This window comes from Kocuria sp. HSID17590 (assembly GCF_003989485.1).
Classification (GTDB): Bacteria; Actinomycetota; Actinomycetes; order Actinomycetales; family Micrococcaceae; genus Kocuria; species Kocuria salsicia.
Map to the genome: position 1 here is coordinate 43,705 of NZ_RBMB01000017.1, position 23,818 is coordinate 67,522.

The 23,818-nt window shown below is 68.2% G+C and carries 20 protein-coding genes; 9 read left to right on the plus strand and 11 right to left on the minus strand.

Features of this window, described 5'->3' with window-relative positions:
• Positions 1–743: 743 nt before the first annotated feature.
• From D8M39_RS07555 to D8M39_RS07570, 4 genes are all read right to left on the minus strand, one after another.
• The gene (locus tag D8M39_RS07555) at positions 744–2,414 is read right to left on the minus strand and encodes a ubiquinol-cytochrome c reductase cytochrome b subunit (RefSeq protein WP_055085849.1); all 1,671 of its coding nucleotides are present in this window, start codon (positions 2,412–2,414) and stop codon (positions 744–746) included.
• Positions 2,414–3,508: a ubiquinol-cytochrome c reductase iron-sulfur subunit gene (locus tag D8M39_RS07560; RefSeq protein ID WP_055085847.1), complete on the minus strand. Its 1,095-nt coding sequence runs from the start codon at positions 3,506–3,508 to the stop codon at positions 2,414–2,416. Before D8M39_RS07560 ends, D8M39_RS07555 begins: the two co-directional genes overlap by 1 nt.
• 73 nt (positions 3,509–3,581) lie before the next feature.
• Complete coding sequence (locus D8M39_RS07565) at positions 3,582–4,373, minus strand: c-type cytochrome (protein WP_055085845.1); 792 nt, start codon at positions 4,371–4,373, stop codon at positions 3,582–3,584.
• A gap of 57 nt (positions 4,374–4,430) precedes the next feature.
• Positions 4,431–5,069 (minus strand): heme-copper oxidase subunit III, encoded by a 639-nt coding sequence (locus tag D8M39_RS07570; protein WP_126874754.1) that lies wholly within the window; start codon positions 5,067–5,069, stop codon positions 4,431–4,433.
• A gap of 196 nt (positions 5,070–5,265) precedes the next feature.
• Here D8M39_RS07570 and trpD point away from each other — a divergent pair, with 196 nt between their 5' ends.
• Complete coding sequence (gene trpD / locus D8M39_RS07575) at positions 5,266–6,321, plus strand: anthranilate phosphoribosyltransferase (protein ID WP_055085841.1); 1,056 nt, start codon at positions 5,266–5,268, stop codon at positions 6,319–6,321.
• A 139-nt stretch (positions 6,322–6,460) separates the two neighbouring features.
• On the opposite strand, the gene D8M39_RS07580 is transcribed toward trpD, so the two are convergent.
• The 4 genes from D8M39_RS07580 to D8M39_RS07595 all read right to left on the minus strand — a co-directional run bounded on the left by D8M39_RS07580 (position 6,461) and on the right by D8M39_RS07595 (position 9,762).
• A complete protein-coding gene (locus tag D8M39_RS07580) occupies positions 6,461–6,742 on the minus strand; it encodes an Lrp/AsnC family transcriptional regulator (RefSeq protein WP_055086018.1) in 282 nt (93 codons plus the stop codon).
• A gap of 77 nt (positions 6,743–6,819) precedes the next feature.
• Positions 6,820–7,299: a DUF3054 domain-containing protein gene (locus D8M39_RS07585; RefSeq protein ID WP_309598340.1), complete on the minus strand. Its 480-nt coding sequence runs from the start codon at positions 7,297–7,299 to the stop codon at positions 6,820–6,822.
• A gap of 119 nt (positions 7,300–7,418) precedes the next feature.
• Positions 7,419–7,787: a YciI family protein gene (locus tag D8M39_RS07590; protein ID WP_055086014.1), complete on the minus strand. Its 369-nt coding sequence runs from the start codon at positions 7,785–7,787 to the stop codon at positions 7,419–7,421.
• Between the two features lie 712 nt (positions 7,788–8,499).
• Positions 8,500–9,762 carry an ABC transporter permease gene (locus tag D8M39_RS07595; protein WP_238694006.1) on the minus strand — a complete coding sequence of 421 codons (1,263 nt, stop codon included), beginning with the start codon at positions 9,760–9,762 and terminating at the stop codon, positions 8,500–8,502.
• Positions 9,763–9,856: 94 nt separating this feature from the next.
• Here D8M39_RS07595 and D8M39_RS07600 point away from each other — a divergent pair, with 94 nt between their 5' ends.
• Positions 9,857–10,519 (plus strand): TetR/AcrR family transcriptional regulator, encoded by a 663-nt coding sequence (locus D8M39_RS07600; RefSeq protein WP_238694007.1) that lies wholly within the window; start codon positions 9,857–9,859, stop codon positions 10,517–10,519.
• On the opposite strand, the gene glgA is transcribed toward D8M39_RS07600, so the two are convergent.
• Positions 10,501–11,694 (minus strand): glycogen synthase, encoded by a 1,194-nt coding sequence (gene glgA, locus D8M39_RS07605; RefSeq protein ID WP_094394766.1) that lies wholly within the window; start codon positions 11,692–11,694, stop codon positions 10,501–10,503. The genes D8M39_RS07600 and glgA overlap by 19 nt on opposite strands.
• Before the next feature lie 197 nt (positions 11,695–11,891).
• On the opposite strand from glgA, the gene glgC reads away from it, so the two are divergent.
• From glgC to D8M39_RS07625, 4 genes are all read left to right on the plus strand, one after another.
• Positions 11,892–13,136 carry a glucose-1-phosphate adenylyltransferase gene (gene glgC / locus D8M39_RS07610; RefSeq protein WP_126874756.1) on the plus strand — a complete coding sequence of 415 codons (1,245 nt, stop codon included), beginning with the start codon at positions 11,892–11,894 and terminating at the stop codon, positions 13,134–13,136.
• Positions 13,137–13,393: 257 nt separating this feature from the next.
• A complete protein-coding gene (pepN, locus tag D8M39_RS07615) occupies positions 13,394–16,033 on the plus strand; it encodes an aminopeptidase N (RefSeq protein WP_126874757.1) in 2,640 nt (879 codons plus the stop codon).
• A gap of 112 nt (positions 16,034–16,145) precedes the next feature.
• Positions 16,146–17,312 carry a hypothetical protein gene (locus D8M39_RS07620; RefSeq protein WP_126874758.1) on the plus strand — a complete coding sequence of 389 codons (1,167 nt, stop codon included), beginning with the start codon at positions 16,146–16,148 and terminating at the stop codon, positions 17,310–17,312.
• A gap of 17 nt (positions 17,313–17,329) precedes the next feature.
• A complete protein-coding gene (locus D8M39_RS07625) occupies positions 17,330–19,027 on the plus strand; it encodes an AarF/ABC1/UbiB kinase family protein (RefSeq protein WP_055086473.1) in 1,698 nt (565 codons plus the stop codon).
• A gap of 61 nt (positions 19,028–19,088) precedes the next feature.
• Here the strand turns inward: D8M39_RS07625 and D8M39_RS07630 are convergent, their stop codons facing one another.
• Complete coding sequence (locus D8M39_RS07630; RefSeq protein ID WP_126874759.1) at positions 19,089–19,853, minus strand: hypothetical protein; 765 nt, start codon at positions 19,851–19,853, stop codon at positions 19,089–19,091.
• Positions 19,854–20,201: 348 nt separating this feature from the next.
• On the opposite strand from D8M39_RS07630, the gene wecB reads away from it, so the two are divergent.
• From wecB to D8M39_RS07645, 3 genes are read left to right on the plus strand one after another with little or no spacing between them, the layout of a single operon-like run.
• Complete coding sequence (gene wecB, locus D8M39_RS07635; protein ID WP_371413766.1) at positions 20,202–21,338, plus strand: non-hydrolyzing UDP-N-acetylglucosamine 2-epimerase; 1,137 nt, start codon at positions 20,202–20,204, stop codon at positions 21,336–21,338.
• 36 nt (positions 21,339–21,374) lie between these two features.
• Positions 21,375–22,721, plus strand: a complete 1,347-nt coding sequence (locus tag D8M39_RS07640; RefSeq protein WP_055086477.1) for a UDP-glucose/GDP-mannose dehydrogenase family protein — start codon at positions 21,375–21,377, stop codon at positions 22,719–22,721.
• A 29-nt stretch (positions 22,722–22,750) separates the two neighbouring features.
• Entirely contained in the window at positions 22,751–23,596 is an 846-nt protein-coding gene (locus D8M39_RS07645) for a hypothetical protein (RefSeq protein ID WP_126874761.1), read from the plus strand.
• Between the two features lie 67 nt (positions 23,597–23,663).
• On the opposite strand, the gene D8M39_RS07650 is transcribed toward D8M39_RS07645, so the two are convergent.
• Positions 23,664–23,818 (minus strand): integrase core domain-containing protein (locus D8M39_RS07650; protein WP_148111334.1); only part of this gene is annotated, 155 nt, incomplete at its 5' end.

Below are 23,818 nucleotides of genomic sequence, written 5' to 3' on the forward strand. Positions count from 1 at the left end.
CACCTTCGCCCTCGGACCGGCCAGCCACGCGCTACTGTCCACCACGATCAAGTCAGCCAAACGCGTCAGGTTCGAAGCCCCGGGCGCCGCGGCCTGAGGGGCGCTGCGGCCTGACGGGCGGCGATCTTGCGCGCTGCCGTCTCATGGATCGCAGTCGGTCCGAGCGAGGCACTCGGCGAGCTCTCCCGTGATCATGTGCTGGCGCGTCTGCAGGAGCAGCAGGAGGTGTGGCAACCTCGGAGCCTTCATGCCGAGTTGCCTTCGACGTTGCCTACCGGCGTCCCGTTCGCGCTGTGGAGCGGCCGACACGAACACGCCGTCCCGAGCACCCCGCGCACGAGCGAACTCGGGTTGTTGACGCCGGCCCGCCGTCTGCAGTTGACGAGACCCTCGCGAGGTGGGTCTTTAAGGGCGTCCACGTCGTGACGGGCCGCACGATAACGTCTTCGGCCGCACATTTGTGGTTACGGACCCGGGCGCCAATTTCATCCATCCTGGCCTCCCCGGTGGGTGGGCTGATCCGCACACCCCCCGGCCGCTTCTTTCTCCCTCGAAGGACCGGCCACGAGCGTCGGCCGGCCCTCCGGCCCGTCTGCCCCCGGTGGGTGGTTTCATCATGAAGGCTGCCCGCATCCGCGAAGCAACGGGGTGGTGGTGATCTGGACAGAGCGAAGGGCCCGTGGAGATCGATGATCTCCACGGGCCCTCTCGAGCTCCATCCGGGTCTGACCGGGGGAGCGGTGCTACTTGTCGAGCTCGCTCTGGTGCGAACCGGCGCCGACACCGACGGGCTCGGCGTCGTGTCCGTGACCGTGCGCGGCCTCGAGCTCGGGCGGCGTCACGGGGGTCACCCGGTCCTCGAAGAACAGGCGGCTGAGACGGCCACGCAGCTTCTCGGTCGAGGTGACCTTGCCCTTGGCGTTCGCGCGGGCGGGCAGGACCGGGCGGTCCTGGAAGTCCACCAGCTTGTACCGCTTGTACTCGTTGAGCGGCTCGTGGACCTCCACGAACTCGCCGTGGGGCAGAGCCTGGATGCGCCCGGACTCGCGGCCGTGGAGCACGATCTCGCGGTCCTTGCGCTGCAGCGAGAGGCAGAACCGGCGGACGATGATGAACGCCAGGATCGGGCCCAGGAAGTACAGCGCGCGCAACCAGTAGATGACGTCGTTCACGGCCATGTGGAAGTGCGTGGCAATGAGGTCACCGCTGGCGGCCATCATCTGCACCGCGTAGAACGTGATGCCTGCGGCACCCACCGCGGTGCGGAACGGCGCGTTGCGGGGGCGGTCCAGGATGTTGTGGACACGGTCATCGCGAGTGACCCATCGCTCGATCCAGGGCCAGGCGAACATGACCACGAACATGCCAGCCATGGGGATCAGCGGCAACAGGATCGCCAGCGGAACCGCGAGGCCGAAGATGCTGACCTCCCAGGAGAACGGCCAGTTGCCGGGCATCAGGCGCAGTCCGCCGTCGGAGAAGCCCATGTACCAGTCAGGCTGCGAACCGGCCTGCACGGGGGAGGGATCGTAGGGACCGTAGTTCCAGATGGCGTTGATCGTCGTGGTGCCCGCAATGGCAGCGAGGATGCCGAAGACGATGAAGAAGAAGCCCCCGGCCTTGGCCGCGTAGATGGGGCCCACGGGGAAACCGACCACGTTGTCCTCAGTGCGGCCGGGGCCGGGGTACTGGGTGTGCTTGTGGACGACCACCATGAAGAGGTGAATCACGATCATCACCAGGATCAGCGCGGGGATGATCAGCACGTGCACGATGTAGAGGCGGCCGATGATCGCGTGACCCGGGAACTCGCCACCGAACATGAACATGGAGATGTAGGTGCCGACGATCGGCATGGACTTGGCGATCGCATCAGCGATGCGCAGGCCGTTGCCGGAGAGGACGTCGTCCGGGAGGGAGTAGCCGGAGAAGCCGGCGACGATCGCGAGGATGAAGAGCACGCAGCCGACGACCCAGTTGAGCTCGCGCGGGCGCCGGAACGCACCGGTGAAGAAGACACGAAGCATGTGCACGGACAGCGCCATGACGAACATCAGCGCGGACCAGTGGTGCAACTGGCGAAGGAAGAGGCCGCCTCGGATATCGAACGAGATGTTCAGCGCTGAGGCGTAGGCCCCGGACATCTCCACGCCCTGCATGGGCACGTAGCTGCCCTTGTACTCCATGGAGGTCATGGTCGGGTCGAACCAGAATGCCAGGAACGTGCCCGAGAGCAGGAGGATGACGAAGCTGTAGAGCGCCACCTCACCGAACATGAAGGTCCAGTGGTCCGGGAAGACCTTGCGGCCGAACTCCTTGACCATGGCGGAGGCACCCACGCGGGTGTCCACGAAGTTGGCAATGCGACCGGTGCCGGTGCTGGGCCGGTACTCGAAGTCTGACGAAGTAGACATTAGTTCCCCTCACCCTGCATTTCCTTGACTGCGAAGTCACGCTGGGAGTATGTCGGTCCCACGGGCTCGTGGAAGTCGCTGCGCGCCACGAGGTAGCCGTCGGAGTCAACGGAGATGGGCAGCTGCGGCAGCGGGCGGGAAGCCGGGCCGAAGATGACCTCGCACTCGTTCACGAGGTCGAAGGTGGACTGGTGGCACGGGCACAGCAGGTGGTGCGTGTGCTGCTCGTACAGAGCGATCGGGCAGCCCACATGGGTGCAGACCTTGGAGTAGGCGAAGATGCCGTCCACGTTCCAGTCCTTGCGCTCCTCCGAAACGTTCACGGTGTCGGGGTCCAAACGCATGAGAAGAACCACGGACTTGGCCTTCTCGTTCAGGTAGCCGTCCTCGTGGCTGAGGCTGTTGAGGCTTTCCGGCACCACGTGGAAGGCGGAGCCGAGGGTGACGTCTGAGGCCTTGATGGGCGTGCCGGACGGGTCGCGCACCAGTCGCACTCCCTCATCCCACATGGAGTGGCGCAGGACCTTGAGGTCCGTGGGGCCGAGATCCTTGAGCAATCCGACGAAGGGGAGGGGCATCAGCACGGCCGCACCGATGAGCGTGTTGCGCAGCAGCGGGCGACGCTTGACCCCGGACTCGTCGTAGATGGTGTTGAGGATGCTCTGTGCTTCGGCGCGATCCTCTTCACTTCGGATGTCGTGGCGCATCTCGACGATCTCGTGATCCGGCATGAGCGTGCGGGCCCAGTGGACCACGCCGATGCCGATGCCGAACATGCCGAGTGCGATGCCAAGACCGAGCAACGTGTTCTGAAGACGCAGCTGGCTCGTGGGCTCGGTGTTCACCGCGTCGTACAGGGGGCCGTCCACGCGGATGCCGAAGTACGCCACGAAGAACAGGACGGACCCGACCATGGAGAGCAGGAACAGCAGGACCACCTGGTGCTCTGCCCGCTTGGCAGCTTTGGGATCTACGTCGGTCACGCGGGGGCGGTGCGGTGGAAGCCCCGGATTGGGGAACTGGTCCTGCTCCGCTCCGTCCGAGGTGACAACCGCCCCGCTCTTGTGGGGAGTGCCGTCACGATGGTCGCCCATGTGGTCCCTCATTCTTCTCTTGGTGCTGTGAATAGTGTCTAAAGTGCCGACGGGTGACCGCCGGCGAGTGCTCTCAGGCGGAGCGGGAGGTCAGCCACACGGTGAAGCCAATGACGATCACCAGGCCGACGGTCCAGATGAAAAGGCCCTCGGAGACCGGGCCGAGTGAGCCCAGGCTGAACCCACCGACGGTGGTGTTGTTGTCGAGGGTCTTCAGGTACGTGATGACGTCCCGCTTCTCTTCCGGCGTGATGTTGGCGTCGTTGAAGACCGGCATGTTCTGCGGGCCTGTCTGCATGGCCTCGTAGATGTGCTTCTCGCTCACGCCCATGAGGGACGGGGCGAACTTGCCGCGGGTCAGGGCGCCGCCCTGGCCGGCCGCGTTGTGGCACATGGCGCAGTTGGCGAGGAAGACCTGGGCACCGTTGGCGGAGTTGCCCTCGGAGATGTCGAGGTCCTCATCCGCGGGAACACTGGGGCCGGCGCCGAGGGAGGCGACGTACGCGGCGAGCTGGCTGGTCTGCTCCTCGTTGAACTGCTGGGGCTTGACCTGCGCCTGGGGACCCTGCATCTGCATGGGCATGCGGCCGGTGCCGACCTGGAAGTCCACAGCGGAAGCACCCACGCCGATCAGGGAGGGACCGGAGCTGGTGCCCTCGGCCTTCATGCCGTGGCAGGTGGAGCAGTTGGCCATGAACAGCTTCTGCCCCTCCTCGATGTCCTGAGCCGAGTAGGTGGTGGTCTCGGCCTTCGCTTCGTTGGTGGTTGTGGCAACTGCGTAGAGTCCACCGGTCAGAAGCAAAGCCATGACCAACAGCGCGAGGGCTGCCATGGGATGGCGGCGCTTTTGTGAGAGTGCCTTCACGTCAAACGTTCCTTTTACTCGGTTCTGAGACTTGGATGGGTGAGGTCCTGCGGCTGGCTACTTGATGAAGTAGACCAGCAGGAACAGGACGATCCAGACCACGTCGACGAAGTGCCAGTAGTACGACACCACAATGGCCGAGGTGGCCTCGTAGTGACCGAAGCGCTTGGCAACGAAGGCGCGTCCGATGATGAAGAGGAATGCGATCAGACCGCCGGTCACGTGCAGGGCGTGGAACCCGGTGGTGATGTAGAACGCAGAACCGTACGCGTCGGCGGAGATCGAGACGCCCTCCGAGACCAGGGAGGCGTACTCGTAGACCTGCACGGAAACGAAGACCGCGCCCATGAGGAAAGTGAGGGCGAACCACTCGGTCAGTCCCCACTTGTTGAGCTGGAGCAGTCCGCCGGTGCGGCGGGGCTGCAGCCGTTCGGCCGCGAAGACGCCGAACTGGCAGGTCACCGAGCTCAGCACGAGGACGATGGTGTTCACCGTGGCCATGGGCACGTTGAGCACTTCGGTGTTCTCGTGCCACACCTCCGGGGAGGTGGCGCGCAGGGTGAAGTACATGGCGAAGAGGCCGGCGAAGAACATCACCTCGGAGGACAACCACACGATGGTGCCCACGGAGGTGAGGTTGGGGCGAGTGATGCTCGCCGTCACCGGTTTGGCTGGGGTATGAGTCGCAGTTGTCACAGAGACATTATGTCGCCAAAACTCTCGGCGAACCAACCACCACCGCGTTGGGCGTGGACCGTGTCGCGGCTCGGGTGCGTGATCCGGGTCGCAGAACGGGTGCCCACGAGCCGGCGCGGCCGCGGTGCCGTCGCGCCCGGGGGAGTGCGGCATCCCGGTATCCACGGGCTCCACGGCGGACGGTAGAGTCGGCCCCGTGACTACCTCCAACGATGCGCGGACCCCCTACCAGTGGTCAGATCTGCTGGCCTCCCTGACCCAGGGCGAGGACCTCTCCCGGGAGCAGTCCTACTGGGCCATGGACGAGATCATGTCCGGTGAGGTCCAGGACGCCGTGATCGCAGGGTTCCTGATGGCGCTGCGGACCAAGGGCGAGAGTGTCGGCGAGCTCAACGGGCTCGCGGACGCGATGGTCGGCCACGCGCGCCGCATCTCGGTGCCCGGCCCGGCCCTGGACATCGTGGGCACCGGGGGAGACCGCCTCTCGAGCGTGAACATCTCCACCATGTCCGCCCTGGTCTGCGCGGGCGCAGGGGTGCGCGTGGTCAAGCACGGCAACCGGGCGTCGTCGTCGAAATCGGGCTCCGCGGACGTCCTCGAGGCCCTCGGTGTCCAGCTGGACATGCCCGTGGACCGGGTGCAGCGCGCGGCGTCCGAGGTGGGCATCACCTTCCTCTTCGCGCAGACGTTCCACCCGTCCATGCGCTACGCGGCGGCCGCTCGCAAGGCGCTCGGCGTGCCCACGGCGTTCAACTTCCTCGGCCCCATCACCAATCCGGCTCGCGTGGAGGCGTCTGCGATCGGCGTGGCAGACCGTGCCTTGGCGCCGCTCATGGCCGGGGTCTTCCGCAACCGGGGTGACCGCGCGCTGGTCTTCCGTGGCGGCGACGGACTCGACGAGCTCACGGTCACGGCACCCTCGGCCGTGTGGGAGGTCAGGAACGGCGAGATCACCGAGCACACGGTGGAACCGCTCGATCTCGGCATGCCGCGCGCGACCATCGAGGACCTGCGGGGTCACGAGGCGGCCTACAACGCAGGGGTGGTGCGGGACGTGCTCGACGGCGCCCCGGGCCATGTCCGCAACGCGGTCCTCCTCAACGCGGCGGCGGGCCTCGTGGCGGTGGACGAGCCTGCCGACGGCCCGTTCGAGGACCGGTTCGCAGCCGCGCTCGGGCGCGCCGCGGAGGCGGTCGACTCCGGTGCCGCGCGTGACGTCCTCTCCCGCTGGGTGGCCTTCTCGGCGCGGTGACGCCGTCGTGCGACGGTGAGTGCCCTGTCTTCGCACACCCCCTGCTGATGCCCCGCCCTATTAATAGGGGCCGGGTCCTGCGACGACGACGCCGCCCGCCCCGGTTTCCGGGACGGGCGGCGCTTTTCGTACGTGCGTGTCAGTCGTCGATGCCCAGCGAGAACGCCGCGTCGAGGTCGTGGGTGCTGTAGGTGCGGAACGCGATGTTAGTGCTCGTGGAGACCACGCCGTCCACCTTGGAGAGCTCGTCCGCGATCACGTCGGCCAGTCGTTCGTGCTGCTGGACGCGCACCATGGCAATCAGGTCCCACTCGCCGGTCACGGAGTAGACCTCGGTGACGCCGCGGATGTCAGAGACCTCCTGGGCGACCTCCGGAATCCGGTCCGAGCTGGTCTTGATCAGAACGATGGCGGTGAACATGGGCGTTCCTTTCCGAGGCGTTGCCCCCGTCTGGTGGCGGGGACGGATTTGACCGTGTCGGCCGGTTCTGGCGTGGCTCAGCGGCCACGGGCGCGGCCGACGGCGCGCACCACGAGCCGGTAGCCGAGCAGGAAGATCCCGAGCACCACCAGGCTGACGATCACGAAGGACACGGCAGTTCCCTGGCCTGTGACGGCCCGCAGCAGCATTCCCACGACCTCCGCGGAGAGCCAGACGAGGACGCCGGTGGGCCAGAGGGCGGCGGGGGAGCGGGATCCCCGGGACACTGCCCAGCCGATCAGGGCACCCACCAGGAACGGCCAGGCCGTGGTGAAGGCCCCGGCGAGGTCCTCCCCGTGGCTGAGACGGCCGATGCCGGCGAAGACCAGGACGAGGACGAGGTCTGCGACGAGGAAGAGCGGCCATCGCACCGGGGAGTGGACGGTGCCGCGGGGTTCGCCGTTGCTGCCCACCGATCCTGACGACATCGCCAGCCCGGGGGAGTCCGGGTGCTGCGGAGGGGTCGGGGCAGGTGTGTCTGATGATGCGGAACTCATGCACTCGATCGTAGCGTGCGAATATTTCTAGAGTTGGCCCTGAATGTTGAAACATATCGCTTGAGTCTCACCTCAATGTTAATACTTTGGGCGGGCCCTCGATGCGGAGGTGGTCGGTCTCAGCCCTCGAGTGCTCGCAGTTCAACTCGCTGACCGCAGGCCGCGGAGGCCTGTGCGGCGCGGTCCAGGGCTGCGGCGTCGTTCGGGGCCTCGATGATCCAGAAGCCTCCGAGTGCGGCGGCCGAAACGGAGAACGGCCCGGGGGAGACGCGGGGAGTGGAAGCGGCCGCGCCCACTGCGTCCACGGTGTGGGCGAGATCCGGGGGCGTGAGGGACCCTGCGAAGAGGAGCTGTCCCGCTGCCTGGAGGTCCTCGTTGAAGCGAGTGACCGCGGCCACGGCCTCGTTCATCTCTTCCTGCGTGGCGTAGACCGTGCCCGAGCTCTGTGCGTCCGGCTGATGGAAGACGGAGATCATGAACTGCGCCATGGTGGGTCCTTTCGGAGCGAGGGACATCCCGCGTGAGATGTGTGCCACCCCATCTCACCAGATCAGCGAAGGCGGGGCCAGGGTGCTCGTTGTGTACCAGTCGTTGTTCGCGGGATGCGAGCCGTGAGCGAGAGAGCTCGTGACGAGGTGGAAACTGCCACGCGGTAGTGGCGCAGTCGAGCATCCACATGGCGGACGATGAGCTGGGTTCGCGGGCTCGGACGTCGTCGTGCCCGGGTGCCGCGGTCAGCGCAGAGACGGTCAGCTCTGCGACGTCTTGAGACGTCCGGGGTCTGGGGTGACCGGCGACCTCGGGAACAGCTTGTGCCGCGGGCGGAACAGGCACTGTCTGTTCTGTGCGAAAACAACCATCACGCCGCACACCGCTATGTCCGATAATGTACATTATGTAAAGTAAAGCCGGGAGACGGCCGAGAGGGGCTCTCCCCACCGCCTCTCCGACCTCGGTCCCGGCCTTCGGTCCCGCAGCCCCACTCCCTTCGCCGCACACTGCGTCGTTCCCCTCTCGCTGGCCACCTCGCCCCCGCGCACCTCCTGTGCCCGGTCATCGGTCATCGGCTACCGCTCACCATTACGCCACCCTTCCAGCCACGGTGCTCCCGCTCCCGCCGCTCCTGCCCGGCACGAAAGAACCCGCCCACCACGGGACTCTCGTCCTGTGGTGGGCGGGCACTGCGTCGTCGCCGGGCTGTCAGGCCGTGGCGCCGGGCTCCGTCGCGGAGGTCTGGCGTGCGGCGTCGCCGTAGTGCACAGGCTCCCCCTGCTGGGACACCGCGGACTGCTGGCGCGTGGCGCTGTGCTGCGCCTCGTGGTGCGGGCGGTGCTCGCGGTGGTGAACGGGCTCCTCCGGCTCGTCCTTGCCGGTGAGGGCGGACTCGTTCTTGTGGTGGCCCAGGATGGTGAGGACCACGCCCAGGGTGACCCAGCCGATCAGGGCCCAGATCTGCCCGGCGATGTTCGCCTCCGGGAAGTAGGACAGGTCGCGCAGCAGCGTGCCGGACAGGCCGGGAACGAGCCACTGGCCGATCTCACCGAACGGCGCCAGGATGAACTCCTTGGGCGACTGCAGTGCGGAGATCGGGTTGCCGATGAACATGGTCAGCACCGCACCGATGGCCAGGCCCGCGCGTCCGATCAGCGAGCTCAGGCCCACGATCACGGATGCGGTGGCCGCGATTCCCAGGCCCACGGCCGCCCAGTTGGCGAAGAAGTTGGCGATCAGGAACCCGAACAGTCCCTGCAGGATGATGGTCAGCATGAGGCCGCCCAGCACGCCGTAGAGAGCGATCGCGAGCAGGTGCTTGCGCACGCCGGTGACGAGGGTGGAGATCAGCACGCCGCCGATCATGCCGCCCATGGTGAGGGGCAGGCCGGCGATGGCGAGCCCGCTCCCCCGCGGGTCGTCCTCGGAGAGGGGCACCACGTCCGTCGTCTTGACGGTGGGCGGGGTGCCCGCCTGCTGACCGGAGCCCTGCTGGCCCTGGAGAGCGGCGAGCCCGCTGGGGCCCTGGCCCAGGGCGGAGGTGATCTTCTGCAGGGCCTGCGTGGTCTTCTCGATGACCTGCTGGTCGATCCCCCGCTGCATGGTGGTGCCGATGCCCGTGAGCATCTGGGACGCGACGGGGCTGGCGGCGCTGGCCGTCAGGATCTCGGGCTGGCTGCCCAGGACGATGCCGCCGTAGACCTCACGGGTCTTGATGCCGTTGACGATGTCCTCGCGGTTCGCCACCGGGTGCAGCTCGAGCATGTTGTCCGGCATCTTGTCGGTGATCGTGTCGATCTGCTCCTGGGTGCCGATCACCGCGACCGGCAGATTCTCGGTCTTCGACGTGGCCGTGGGCCATGCGAACGCGAGCAGGACGATCGACACGGCGACCGTGGCGATCAGTGCGGCACGGACGCTCTTGGTCCATGCGGGCCTCTGGCGGGGCTCCGGGGTCTTGACGTGCGACACAGCGCACTCCTTCCACAAAGAATGTTTGTTCTTGAAGAGTGTGTCCCCCGTCGGGTAACGTGTCAAGAACGATCATTCGTTTTTGGAGGAACACGTGCCGAAGGTCACCGAAGAGCACCGGGAACAGATGCGCCGCAGGATCCAGGAGGCCGCGCTGACGTGCATCGGCCGCAAGGGGTTCTCCGCGGTCTCGATGGCGGACATCATTGCGGAGTCCGGGCTCTCCGCCGGCGCCGTGTACGTCTACTACAAGGGCAAGGACGAGCTCTTCCTCGACGCGAGCCGCGGTGTGATGCGCGACCGCCTGGGCATGCTCGGCCGCCTGCGGGAGCAGCGCCCCCTCCTGCACCCCGCGCGCGCCCTGGCCTTCGTCGTCCAGGACATCCCGGAGCGGGGCACCTTCCCGGGACTTCCCGTGCAGGTGTGGGGCGAGGCCGTGCGCCGCCCCGAGATGCAGGGCGTGGCACTGAAGATCCTCGCGGAGGCACGCTCGCACCTGGGCAGCTACCTCACCGACTGGCTGGTCACCGAGCGGGGCCTCGGGGACGACGACGCCGCGCTGCTGGCCGAGCGCCTCGCCCCCGCCTTCATCGGCATCGTCCAGGGCTACATGGTGCAGGTGAGCCTCTCCCCCGATCCCGACCGGACCCACGAGAACTACGTGGCGGCCGTGGAGGCACTGCTCAGCGGTGTTCTGTCCCCGGCGTCGTCGCCCCGGGGCGAACCGGCGCCGTCAGCTCAGAGCACCGAGCGGTAGACCTCCAGGGTCTGCTCCGCGATGGACTCCCACGCGAAGTGCTCCTCCACGCGGCGTCGCCCGGCCTGGCCCATGCGGCGGGCGCGCTCAGGATCGGTCACGACCTCGGTCAGGGCCGCGGCGAAGTCGTCCACGAACTTCTGGGGGTCCAGGGGCGTGCCGGTGCCGTCCGTGACCTGGTCGATGGGGACGAGGCGTCCTGTCTCGCCGTCGACGACGACCTCGGGGATGCCGCCGGTGGCAGAGGCGACGACGGCTGCGCCGCAGGCCATGGCCTCGAGGTTGACGATGCCGAGGGGTTCGTAGATGGAGGGGCACGCGAAGGCGGTGGCGTGGGAGAGGATCTGGATGACCTCGCGGCGGGGAAGCATCTTCTCAACGAGGACCACGCCGTCCCGTTCGGTCTTGAGCTGGTCGATGAGGGCGTTGACCTCGGCGGCGAGCTCGGGGGTGTCCGCAGCACCGGCGCACAGCACGAGCTGGACCTCGGGGGGCAGCTGGAGGGCGGCGCGCAGCAGGTAGGGCACACCCTTCTGGCGGGTCACGCGACCCACGAAGACCACCGAGGGACGGGCGGGGTCGATCCCGTACTCCTCGAGGACGTCCGTGTCCTGGTCCTGGTGCCACTGGGAGACGTCGATGCCGTTGTGGACGGTGCGCACGCGCTCAGGGTCCACGTTGGGGTAGGAGCGCAGGATGTCCTGGCGCATTCCCTCGGACACGGCGATGATCGCGGCGGCGGCCTCGTAGGAGGTCTTCTCCGCGAAGGAGGAGATCCGGTACCCGCCGCCGAGCTGCTCGGCCTTCCAGGGGCGAAGGGGCTCCAGGGAGTGGGCGGAGAGCACGTGGGGGATGTCGTACATGAGGGAGGAGAGGTGTCCGCCCATGTTGGCGTACCAGGTGTGGGAGTGGACGAGGTCCGCGCCCTCGACGTCCTGGATCATGGTGAGGTCCACGCCGAGGGTCTGGACGGCGGCGTTGGCGGCGACCAGTTCGGTGGGAACGGGGTAGGCCGTGACGTGGGCGCCGTGGAAGTCGGGTTCGCGGGGCTCGCCGAAGCAGCGGACGTTGAGGTCCACGAGCGGTGCGAGCACGCGGGAGAGCTCGGCCACGTGCACCCCCGCTCCCCCGTAGATGGCCGGCGGAAATTCTTTGCTCAGGATGTCTACTCGCACAGTGTGAGCGTACTGCACATCACACGGGCTCCACGGGCGACGGGAGCCGCGCGGCGAGCGCAACACGTCGGCAACACTTGGGTCGGCGTGGTGGCGCGGTGCTCCGGGTGGGAGACAATGGCGGGAACGACCAGTCAATGTCGACGCCGCGTCGTGGTCCTTGGGGCCCTGACCCGCTCGGGAAGTGAGAGGTACTAATGTCACGACACAAGAAGGTCCTTGCCATCGTCTTGGCGGGCGGTGAGGGCAAGCGTCTGATGCCGCTGACCGAGGACCGGGCGAAGCCCGCGGTGCCGTTTGCGGGTGGCTACCGTCTGATCGATTTCGCTCTGTCCAACCTGGTGAACTCCGGGTACCTGCAGATCGTGGTGCTGACGCAGTACAAGTCGCATTCGCTGGACCGTCACCTGTCCGAGACGTGGCGGCTTTCCACGCAGCTGGGCAACTACGTGACGTCCGTGCCGGCGCAGCAGCGCCGCGGCAAGGATTGGTTCCTGGGTTCGGCGAACGCGATCTACCAGTCCATGAACCTGATCGACGATGCGGATCCGGACATCGTGGTGGTGGTGGGTGCGGACCACGTGTACCGGATGGACTTCTCGGACATGGTGCGCAAGCACGTGGAGTCCGGGGCGAAGGCCACGGTGGCCGCGGTGCGTCAGCCCATGGAGATGGTGAAGTCCTTCGGTGTGATTGAGACGGACGAGCAGGATCCCACGCGGATCGCGCGGTTCGTGGAGAAGCCGGACACGACGACGCCGCTTGCGGACGATCCGAACTCGTTCCTCGCGTCCATGGGCAACTACGTCTTCGACCGGGATGCCCTCGTGGAGGCGCTGCGCACCGACAACCGCAAGGCGGACACCCACCACGACATGGGCGGGGACATCATGCCGTACTTCTCTGAGCGCGGTGAGGCGCGGGTCTACGACTTCACGCACAACGACGTCCCGGGCTCCACGGAGCGCGACCGCCAGTACTGGCGGGACGTGGGCACATTGGACTCGTACTACGACTCGCACATGGACCTGATCCGGCCGCTGCCGGTGTTCAACCTGTACAACTACGACTGGCCCATCTACACGCACCAGATCATGGCCCCGCCGGCCAGGACGGTGCGCGGGCCCAATGGCCAGGCGGGTGTGGCGTTCGATTCCATCGTCTCCCCCGGTGTGCTGATCACTGGCGGCCACGTGGGCTCCTCGGTGCTGTCCCCCAAGGTGAAGGTGGGGCACGACGCCCGGGTCACGGAGTCGGTGCTGATGCAGAACGTGCAGGTCGGTGCCGGCGCCACGGTGCACCGCTGCATCCTGGACAAGAACGTGGTGGTTCCTCCGGGGACCACGGTGGGCCTGGACCGCGAGCATGACCTCGCGCGCGGCCTCACGGTCACGGACTCGGGTCTGACGATCGCTCCGAAGAACTACCGCTTCGAGAGCTGAGCGCCCGCTCCCGAGTCGCCCGCGCCCCGTCACGGATTCGCGTCCGTGGCGGGGCGTTCGCGTGCGCCGGCGGTGCCGGTGCGCCCGCCCGGCTCACCGATGGCCCCGAGCCGGTCTCCCCCACGGAGCCCGGAACGGGCGGCACCCGGCGGCAGCACCCAGCTGGGGGGCCGGGAGGGGGGCGGCGCCGACGCGGGGCGCGCGGCGGCGTCGTGGGATGCGGGTCACGCGTGTGTGGTGGTGCCTACACTGGGGCCATGGTATCCAGCCTGACCAGAGACGAAGCGACGACCAGAGCCGAGCAAATCAGGGTGGTGGACTACCGGGTCACGGTGGACCTGTCCGGGGCGGAGGACCCGCAGTGCGCCACTTTCGGCTCGGAGGTCACGGTGCGCTTCACCGCGGACGAGGGTGCGGAGTCCTTCATCGACTTCGTGCACGAGTCGGTGAGCAGCGTGGAGCTCAACGGCGAGCTGCTGGACGTGGACGACGTCGTGGAGGGCTCGCGGATCCGCCTGCCCGGGCTGGGCGAGGCGAACGAGCTGCGCGTGGTGGGGCGCGCCCTGTACTCCCGCTCCGGCGAGGGCCTGCACCGCTACGTGGACCCGCAGGACGGCAGTGTCTACATCTACACGCAGTACGAGCCGGCCGACTGCCGCCGCGTCTTCGCGGTCTTCGAGCAGCCGGACCTCAAGGCCGAGTTCCACTTCACGGTGCTCACGCCCCAGGGCTGGCTGGCGGCGTCCAACGGCGAGCACCTGGGTGCCCAGCCCAGTGACGACGGGGACGTCCCCGGTGCGCTGAGCCACGAGTTCGCGCCCACCCAGCGGATCTCCAGCTACATCACCACCATCCTCGCCGGACCCTACGCCCGCGTCACGGACGAGTGGACGGGTACCGACCCCCAGGGTGAGACCGTGAGCATCCCCCTGGCGCTGTACTGCCGCCGGGCGCTCGCCGAGGCCATGGACGCCGAGGAGATCTTCGCGCTCACCAAGCAGGGCCTGGACTTCTTCCCGAAGCTCTTCGCGTTCGCCTACCCGTTCGGCAAGTACGAGCAGGCCTTCGTGCCGGAGTACAACCTGGGCGCCATGGAGAACCCCGGGATGGTGACCTTCACCGAGGACTACCTCTTCCCGTCCGGGGCCACCCGCGCGCAGCGGGCGGGGCGGGCCAACACGCTGATGCACGAGATGTCCCACATGTGGTTCGGGGACTTGGTGACCATGCGCTGGTGGGACGACCTGTGGCTGAAGGAGTCCTTCGCGGAGTTCATGGGCGCCTACGCGTGCGTCCACGCCACCGGGTACACGGACGCGTGGGTCACGTTCGCCCTGGCCCGCAAGGAGTGGGCGTACCGCCAGGACCAGCTGCGCACCACGCACCCGATCGTCGCGGACATCGTGGACCTCGAGGCCGCGCGGCAGAACTTCGACGGCATCACCTACGCCAAGGGCGCCTCGGTGCTCAAGCAGCTCGTGGCCTTCGTGGGCGAGGAGTCCTTCATGGACGCGTGCCGCGCCTACTTCCGCCGCTTCGCGTTCCGCAACACCGACCTCTCCGACTTCCTGGACGTCCTCGACGAGGCCTGCGACCACGACGTCCGCGCCTGGGCCCAGCTGTGGCTGCACACCACCGGCGTCCCCGTGCTCTCCCTGGACACCCCCGGTTCCTCGGCCGACGACGCCGCGGCACCGGCGGGCGCGAGCCTCACCCAGGCCGCGTCCCCCCTGCGCCCGCACGTCCTGACCGTGGGCGTCTACGGACGCACCCCGGACGGCGGCCCCGTCACGGTGGGCGAGCGCGCCGAGGTGCGGGTGCCCGCCGAGGACGTGCCCACGCCGCTGCCCGAGGCTGTGACCGCCGCACTCACCGGCGGGGGCGCCGGGCACGACTCGTTCGTGCTCGTGAACGACACGGACCTCACCTACTGCCTGGCCCACCCGGACCCGCGCTCGCTGCAGCGGCTCTCCCGCGCGGTGGCGGAGATCGAGGACCCCCTGGCCCGCGCCGTCGCCCACTCCCAGCTGTGGGCCGCGGTGCGCGACGGCCGCACCCACCCCGGGGACTACGTCCGCATGGTGGCCGAGCGATGCACGGGCGAGAACCACGCCGCGATCCTCACCACCGTGCTGGACCATGCCCGCCAGGCACTGGGCGAGTACGTCCCCGTGTCCCAGCGCGTGAACCTGCGCCGGGTGCTCCTCGACGCCCTGCGGGACGCCCTGCTCGCGGCGGCCCCCGGCTCGGACGCGCAGCTGATCCTCGCCCGGGCCTTCGCCCGCGAGGCCGCCCGGGACGGCGCCTACGCCCGGCCCATCCAGGAGTGGCTCGGCGGCACCCGCGTGGTCGAGGGACTGCCCCTGAGCCCCCAGCTGCGCTGGTCCATGCTCACCGCCGTGACCGCCACGGGCCACAGCACCATGTCCGAGCTGCGCACCGAGCACGCCCAGGACCCCACACGGGACGGCCACCTGGGCCACCTCCAGGCGCTCGCGGCCATGCGCTCGGACCGGGCCAAGCAGCAGGCGTGGGAGCGGATCGTCTCGGGCGAGCTGTCCAACGACGAGCTCAGCGCCACGATCGCCGGCTTCCAGCTGGCCTCCCCCACGGTGCTGCGCCGTTACGAGGACGTCTACTTCGAGCGGGTCGAGCACTGGTGGGCCCAGCGCTCCATGGAGATCGCCACCCGCATGGTCCGTGGTCTCTACCCGCGTGCCCTGGACGTGCGCGCCGCCGGGGCGGACGTCGTGGACGGGCACCGCGTGGTGCGCGCCACCCGGCAGTGGCTCGAGGCGCACGAGGACGCCCCGGCCGCGCTGCGGCGGATCATGACCGAGCTGCTCGACGAGGCCCAGCGCTCGGTGGACCTGCAGGCACGCTGCCTGGCACGGTGAGGCGGGTCGGGGCGTCCACACAGTGGATGAACCTCGATGCGCAGGGATCAACGGATAGCATGTGGGGACACGCCGCGGGAGGACACCCGACGGCGCTACAGCGAGGGAGACCATGACCGATTACGCGCTCAACGACCGGGGGTCCTTGGACGTCGTCACCGAGAACTTCTACGACACGGAGATCATGCGCGTGTTCGGCGGGCTCTCCGTGGGCCGCGCGCAGTCGTGGAACGGCTTCGCGGCGCTGGTCCCGGAACCGGACAACCCCTTCGACCCCCGCACCGTGTCCGTGCGCGTGGGCGAGAACAAGGTGGCCCACCTCAGCGCCCCGGACGCCCACCGCTACTGGCACCCGCTCTCGCGCGTGATCGCCTCCGGCTGCACCCCCGTGGTGCCCCTGCACCTGGAGGCCGAGCTGCAGCGGGAGGACGGCGTGGCGGAGGTGGACGCCCGCGCGGTGATCGACATCGCTCCCCCGGACATGCTCTTCCCCCTGAACACCGGTCCGGCCCAGGCGGCGGTGCTGCCCCAGGGCTCCTCCATCAAGGTGCTGGACGAGCAGGAGTTCGCGGAGTACCTGCACTCGATCGTCCCCGCCTCCGGGGAGGGCCGCGTAATCCTCACCCTCGAGGTCAACAAGGTCCGCAACAGCCACGGCGTCACCGTGGACACCGTGGACGTGCTCTACGAGCGCAAGCAGGTGGGGCGGCTGTCCACGCAGATGTCCCAGCAGTTCATCCCGATCATCCACTACGCGTTCGAGCACGACCTGCTGACCGCAGTGTGGGGGACAATTCGTGGCTCTTCGTTCGAGGTGTCCATGACTCTGCAGGCCGCGCGCGCCTCCGAGGTGCCGGCCCAGTGGTTCGAGGAGCTGCCCAACGACGTCCCCGAGCTCCTCCCGGACGCCGAGCACTTCGAGGTCCCCCCGGCCTACGTGGCCGTGGAGTCGGACCGCGGACGCAACGCGAAGAAGTGGCGCAAGGGCTTCACCGCCGCCTCCCGCGCGGAGCACACCGAGACCCCTGTCCAGTCCAAGGACGGGTCCTCCACCGGTGCCGAACGGGACCGCCCCGCCGCGGGAGGATCCTCCCCGGCCAGGGCGGCAGGAGTGATGGGCGGGCTGAAGCCGCTCGTCACCGGGCTGCTGGTGCTGACCGCCATCCTGGTGGTGCTCGGCGTGGTGCTGCTCGGCGTGGAGCCCCTGGCCACCACGCTCGTGCTGATCGTGGCCGTGGCCACCGGGTTCATGGCCGTCTACCTCCACAAGACGTTGTAAGGGGTCCTTCCACCCGTATGATTTCCCGCCGAGAACGGTTCCTGCAGATCGTCGAAGTGCTCACCAAGCACGGCTTCGGCTTCGCCCTGGGCGGGTTGAAACCCCAGTGGCGAGCACCCCTGGCCCGGGTCAAGCTGATCGACCCCGGCACGGTGCACACCCAGCCCGAGCACCTGCGCATGGCGCTGGAGGAGCTGGGGCCCACCTTCATCAAGCTGGGCCAGCTGGCCTCCACCCGCCCGGACCTGCTGCCCCCGGGATACTCGGAGGAGCTGCTGAAGCTGCAGGACCACACCCCGCCCATTCCCGTGGAGCAGATCCGCGCGATGATCGAGGCGGAGCCTGACTCCAAGGCGGAGGAGATCCTCACCCACATCGACCCGGTGCCCGTGGCCACCGGGTCCATCGGCCAGGCCCACGCCGCCACGTTCGAGGGCCGGCAGGTGATCGTGAAGGTCCGGCGCCCGGGTGTCACGGACGAGGTCAACCGGGACCTGGAGATCCTCACGGACATGGCCTCGTGGGTCTCGCGCTACTGGAGTGCCGCGCAGGACTACGACATCCAGGGCATCGTGGAGGAGTTCAGCACCTCGCTGCGGGACGAGCTGGACTTCATCCAGGAGGCGCGCAACTCGCAGCGCATGGCCGAGAACTTCATGGGCCACCCCCAGATCCACATCCCCGAGATCTTCTGGGAGGCCACGAGCTCCCGTGTGCTCACCATGGAGCGGATGTTCGGGGTCAAGATCAACGACTACGAGGCGCTCGAGGCCGAGGGCATCGACCGCCACCTGCTGGCCAAGGAGGCCACGGACGCCATCTGCAAGATGGTCTTCGAGGACGGCTTCTTCCACGCGGACCCCCACCCCGGCAACCTGTTCGTGGAGCCGGACGGGCGGATCGGGATCATCGACTTCGGCATGGTGGGCAACCTGACCGAGGAGTTCCGGGACCACCTCATCACCCTGCTGCTGGGCGTGGTGCAGGACAACCCCCGCCGGGCGGCCACGGGCCTGCTGGGTCTGACCGACAGCGGCGAGCACGACATCGCCAAGCGGGAGATCGAGAAGGACGTGGCGGTCATGATGCGCCGCTACGCCAACAAGCCGCTCGAAGAGGTGCGGGTGGGTGCGCTGATGGCGGACCTGATCTCCGTGCTGCGCCACCACAAGCTGCAGCTGCCCCGCCAGTCCGCACTGCTGCTGCGCATGCTCGTGACCGCGGAGTCCATGGGCACGGGTCTGGATCCCGGCTTTGACCTGGTCTCCTCCGTGCAGCCCTACGCGGAGCGGTTCATCATGCACAGGCTCTCCCCCGAGATGCTGCTCAACCGGCTGCGGTCCTCGGTGGAGGACGCCGTGCAGATGGGGGTGGACGTCCCCGAGTACGTGCGACGCTTCATCGTGGTGCTCGAGCGCGGTGGCTTCGACGTCCACCTGCGCACGGACGAGCTAAACCCCCTGGTCAAGAGCGGTGCCAAGATCGGGCACCACGTGGTGGCCGGCGGCGTGATCGCCGCGACGATCAACGGCACAGCGCACATCATCGCCTCGGACCCGGAACGGTGGCAGAAGTACCACACGCCGTTGATCGTGGGGGGCATGTCCACCGTGGGGGTGCTCAGCGGCTACCTCGCGATCTCCTCCAACGTGGACCGCGTGCGCCACCTGGCCCGGGTGCTGCGGGGCAACAAGACGAAGAAGACGGTGCGCTGACAGAGCGAGCCGGCCGCGCGGCGTCGTCGTCCCCCAGGGCGGACGCTCCGAGGGCGGGTGCTCAGGCGGTGGGGGCCTCGCCCTCGGCCGTCGGCACCTGGTCCTGCGCCGAGGACGACGCCGCCCCGGCCCGCGCCCGCTCGCGCGCCTCCGCGAGGTCCTGGGTGGTCACGGGCAGGGGCTGGCCGGCGGCGAAGGCGCGAAGTGCGTCCGTGGTGGCCACCTGGGTGCGGCGCACGTACTTCAGCCCCGGGGTGTGCTGGGTGATGGTCGCGTAGGCGAGCCCGGGCTGCTTGAGGTTGGCCACCAGGGCGCACAGCACACCCATCCCCTCGGGTGTGAGCAGCCCCTCCAGGGAACTCGCCTCCACAGCCATGACGGCACGGTCCCCGTTGAACAGCTCGTAGTAGGGGCCGAAGTCGTCCTCGACGTAGCGGACGCGGACGTCCGGGTGGTTGGCGAGGTAGACCCCGGCCACACTCACCCCCATGATGACGTCCGTGAGGTGGTGGAGCATGGCGGTGACTGTGAGGTACTCCTGGGCGGCTCGGCGCCCGCGGAGCCGGATGCCGTGGGTGGCGGCCGCTCGGACCTCGATGCTGAACGTGGAGGGGCCCATCTGCCTGATGGTGAAGTCCTGCGTGAACCCGGACAAGGAGTCCTCCGCGAACCCCAGCACACGCTGGGTGAGCAATTGGAGTCCGGTGAAGCTCTCGCGGGTCTGGGCCTGGGGAAGCGGAAGCTGCCGTCCCTCGGCGTCGCGGTAGGCCACCAGGACCGACACGTGGGGGGTGCGCGATCGCGCTGCCAGGGGGGTGCGTGCCACGGTATCTTCCTTCAGACCACAGAACCGGTAAATGAACGTCACGCGCCAAGAACCATGGAGCGTGACCCGACGTGCAAGGACATCCGGGGCCGCACCGGGGGATGTGCGAGCGTTCCATCCTGCATTCGTATGCACACAGTGTAGGTGAGCCTGACTAGGGGAAACGCTGTTATTCATCCCCGATCCTGTCGCCACTATGGTGGACATCGGGTGCGGCGCAGATCACGAGGACGCGAGAGTGTCCCCTAGACTGTTGCGGGGCGGCAGCGGCCGCCGAAAATGACGATCCACACGCGGCGCCGGTGCGCACTCGGCCCGAGACAAGGATGTGCCCCAGTGTTCACGATCATGCCGATCTACGGCACGCGACCGGAAGCCATCAAGATGGCGCCCATCGTCAAGGTGCTGCAGGACAGCCCGGACTTCGAGTGCGTGGTCACCGTGACCGGGCAGCACCGGGAGATGCTGGACCAGGTCAACGAGATCTTCGACATCACCCCGGACCACGATCTGAACATCATCCAGCCGCGCCAGACCCTCAACGGAGTGCTGACCCGCACGGTGGAGGGCCTCGACAGGATCTTTGCGGAGACTCCCCCGGACGCCGTGGTGGTCCAGGGCGACACCACCACCTCCACCGCCGGGGCGATCGCCGCGTTCTACCGGGGCATCCCCGTGATCCACGCGGAGGCCGGGCTGCGCTCCTTCGACCTCTTCTCCCCGTTCCCGGAGGAGGCCAACCGCAAGATGACCTCCCAGATCACCTCCCTGCACCTGGCGCCCACGAGCACCTCCAAGGAGAACCTGCTGCGGGAGGCCATCACGGAAGAGGACGTGGTGGTCACGGGCAACACCGTGATCGACGCCCTGCTGCACACCGTGGAGCAGCAGCTGCCGTTCTCCGACCCCCAGCTGGAGGAGATCGCCTCCTCCGACAAGCGCGTGCTGCTGGTGACCACGCACCGCCGTGAGAACCAGGGAGAGGCCATGCGCGGCGTCGGACGCGCCCTGGCCCGGATCGCGGACGCCGAGCCGGAGCTCGTGATCGTGCTGCCGGTCCACCGCAACCCCGCGGTGCGCGAGGCGGTGCTGCCGGCAATCGAGGGCAAGCCGAACGTCGTCGTCACCGAACCCCTGGCCTACGGCGAGTTCACCCGCATGCTGTCCGTGGCCCACGTGGTGCTCACGGACTCGGGCGGGGTGCAGGAGGAGGCGCCGTCCCTGGGCAAGCCCGTGCTCGTGATGCGCGAGAACACCGAGCGCCCCGAGGCCGTGACCGCGGGGACCGTGAAGCTCATCGGCACGGACGAGGAGCGGATCGTCACCGAGGTGGACCGTCTGCTCAACGACGACGCCGCCTACCGGGAGATGGCCAACGCCGTGAACCCCTACGGTGACGGCAGGGCCGCGGAGCGCTCCCTGGCCGCGATCGCCCAGATGTTCGGCGTGGGGCAGCGGATCGCGGACTTCGAGTCCCAGGCCTGAGCCCACTCCCCCGCCCCCCACGAAGGACGCCCACGTATGCGCATGACCGTCATCGGCACCGGGTACCTCGGGGCCACGCACGCCGTGGCCATGGCCGAGCTGGGCCACGAGGTCCTCGGGCTGGACGTGGACCCGGCGAAGATCGCGAAGCTCTCCGCCGGCGAGGTGCCGTTCCACGAGCCGGGGCTGCCCGAGCTGCTGCGCACGCACGTGGCCAGCGGCGCGGTGCGCTTCACCACGTCCTACGAGGAGGCGGGTGCGTTCGGGGACGTCCACTTCATCGGTGTGGGGACCCCGCAGAAGCGCACCGGCCACGCCGCGGACATGACGTACGTGGACGCCGCCGTGGAGCAGATCGCACGCGCCGCGGACCATGACTGCGTGATCGCCGGGAAGTCCACCGTTCCGGTGGGCTCCGCCGGGCGGCTGCAGTCGGTGGCGCGCGCGGCCGCCCGTGACGGCGTGACCGTGGACCTCGCGTGGAACCCCGAGTTCCTGCGCGAGGGCCACGCCGTGGAGGACACGCTGCGCCCGGACCGGATGGTCCTGGGCGTGGAGCACGACGACGCCGCGCGGCCCACCCCCGGGGCCGAGCGCGCCGAGACGGCGCTGCGGGAGGTCTACGCGCAGCAGCTGGCCGCGGAGACCCCGTTCATCGTGACCGACTACGAGACGGCCGAGCTGGTGAAGGTGGCCGCGAACAGCTTCCTGGCCACCAAGATCAGCTTCATCAACGCGCTGTCCGAGATCACGGAGACCGTGGGCGGGGACATCCGCACTCTCGCGGACGCCATCGGGCTGGACGAGCGGATCGGACGGAAGTTCCTCAACGCCGGAGTGGGCTTCGGCGGCGGGTGCCTTCCCAAGGACATCCGCGCGCTGCGGGCCAGGGCCTCCGAACTGGGACTCGACCAGTCCCTGCGCTTCCTGGCCGAGGTGGACGACATCAACCTGCGACGCCGCGAGCACACCGTGCAGCTGACCGTGGCCGAGTGCGGCGGATCGGTGCACGGGGCGCAGATCGCGGTGCTCGGTGCGGCGTTCAAGCCCGACTCCGACGACGTCCGGGACTCCCCCGCCCTGGACATCGCCGCCCGCCTGCACTCCATGGGCGCGGACGTGCGCCTCTACGACCCCCAGGCCAACGCCAACGCCGCCCAGCGCTACCCCCGGCTGGACTACGTGGACTCCCTCGACGCCGCCGTCACCGGTGCACAGGTCACCCTGCTGCTCACCGAGTGGCGGGAGTTCCGGGAGATGGACCCCCTGTACGTTAAGTCGCTCGTGGAGTCCCCCAAGGTGATCGACGGGCGGAACGTGCTGGACCCCGATGCGTGGCGTGACGCCGGGTGGCGGTATGTGGCGTTGGGGCGGCGGGGTTGACGCGCCCCACGAAAGGACTTCACGACACCATGCCTGATCTCACGACACGACCGGTTCACACCGTGACGCTCGACGAGCTGCCTGTCGTGGCACCGGACCTCCTCGACCAGCACCAGCAGTTGCGAATTGATGTGCTCGCCAACGGACATGTGTTGCCTTTCCTCGTTCACAGGAAAGAGGCCGCCGAGGGAGTCGTCGTGTTCAGCAACGGGGCGGTAAACCACGACATTGCCAATGGGGAGCCGGTGTTTCAACGATCTCGGTGGACGGAAAAACTGGCTCAGCACGCCATCTTCTCGTGTGATCCCGGAACGGTGGGTACGTCGAGGTTGTCACTGGCATGGGGAAATGCGGGCCCCGAGTACTGGGCCGTGTATGACATCGGGCGGGCTGTACGTGTTCTCAGTCCAGCTCTGGGAGTCCCGGGGGCAGACCGGCGCCTCTACTACGGTTCCTCGGCGGGTGGATTCCTTTCGCTGGCGTTGCTGGCGGGTGACCGCAGTGCGCGTGCCATCGTCAACAACGCCCAGTTCGACTGGACCCGGTGGATGCCGGGTGACGTCAACAGGCTGAGAGAAGTCCACTTCAACAACCGGCTTCCAGCAGACCTTCGACGAACGAACCCGTTGCGCACGAACGTCCTCAACCTCTTCAAGAAGCGCAGGCTGAAAGCGCGCCTCGACTACTACGTCAATATCAGCTCCAAGCACGACCGCGAGGTCGATCTTCCCATGATGCAGAAGTACGTCAAGGACAATGCGGCCCTGGCGTCCAGCATCCGGATCATTGAGTACTGCGACATGCAGGCGGGTCACAACCCGCTGCCCATGGAGCTGACCGCAGACATCATCAACACGGGAATCCTGCGCCTCTGAACCGCATGAACGCGGCTCACCCGGCTGGACGGGGCAACTCCACCTCGTCAGACTGGGCCGCCCCCCTTCATTCGGTCCGGTCGCTGTGCGAGTCATCGGTTTCCGATTGATGGGTGCATTGCCGAGCGTAGTCGACGGGTGCGAGGTAGCCGAGCGATGAATGCCGGCGGTCGTGGTTGTATTCGGTCTTCCAGTCGCCGATCACGACCTGGGCGTGGAGCA

Bases quoted from the DNA above. Each gene is read 5' to 3' on its own strand.
- D8M39_RS07580 (WP_055086018.1), bottom strand. From the start codon at position 6,742: ATGTTCACCGCCATCGTTCTGATCAAGACCAGCTCGGACCGGATTCCG.
- D8M39_RS07620 (WP_126874758.1), top strand. From the start codon at position 16,146: ATGACCGATTACGCGCTCAACGACCGGGGGTCCTTGGACGTCGTCACC.
- D8M39_RS07640 (WP_055086477.1), top strand. From the start codon at position 21,375: ATGCGCATGACCGTCATCGGCACCGGGTACCTCGGGGCCACGCACGCC.
- pepN (WP_126874757.1), top strand. From the start codon at position 13,394: ATGGTATCCAGCCTGACCAGAGACGAAGCGACGACCAGAGCCGAGCAA.
- D8M39_RS07585 (WP_309598340.1), bottom strand. From the start codon at position 7,299: ATGAGTTCCGCATCATCAGACACACCTGCCCCGACCCCTCCGCAGCAC.
- glgC (WP_126874756.1), top strand. From the start codon at position 11,892: ATGTCACGACACAAGAAGGTCCTTGCCATCGTCTTGGCGGGCGGTGAG.
- D8M39_RS07645 (WP_126874761.1), top strand. From the start codon at position 22,751: ATGCCTGATCTCACGACACGACCGGTTCACACCGTGACGCTCGACGAG.
- D8M39_RS07555 (WP_055085849.1), bottom strand. From the start codon at position 2,414: ATGTCTACTTCGTCAGACTTCGAGTACCGGCCCAGCACCGGCACCGGT.
- D8M39_RS07625 (WP_055086473.1), top strand. From the start codon at position 17,330: ATGATTTCCCGCCGAGAACGGTTCCTGCAGATCGTCGAAGTGCTCACC.
- D8M39_RS07590 (WP_055086014.1), bottom strand. From the start codon at position 7,787: ATGGCGCAGTTCATGATCTCCGTCTTCCATCAGCCGGACGCACAGAGC.
- D8M39_RS07560 (WP_055085847.1), bottom strand. From the start codon at position 3,508: ATGGGCGACCATCGTGACGGCACTCCCCACAAGAGCGGGGCGGTTGTC.
- wecB (WP_371413766.1), top strand. From the start codon at position 20,202: ATGCCGATCTACGGCACGCGACCGGAAGCCATCAAGATGGCGCCCATC.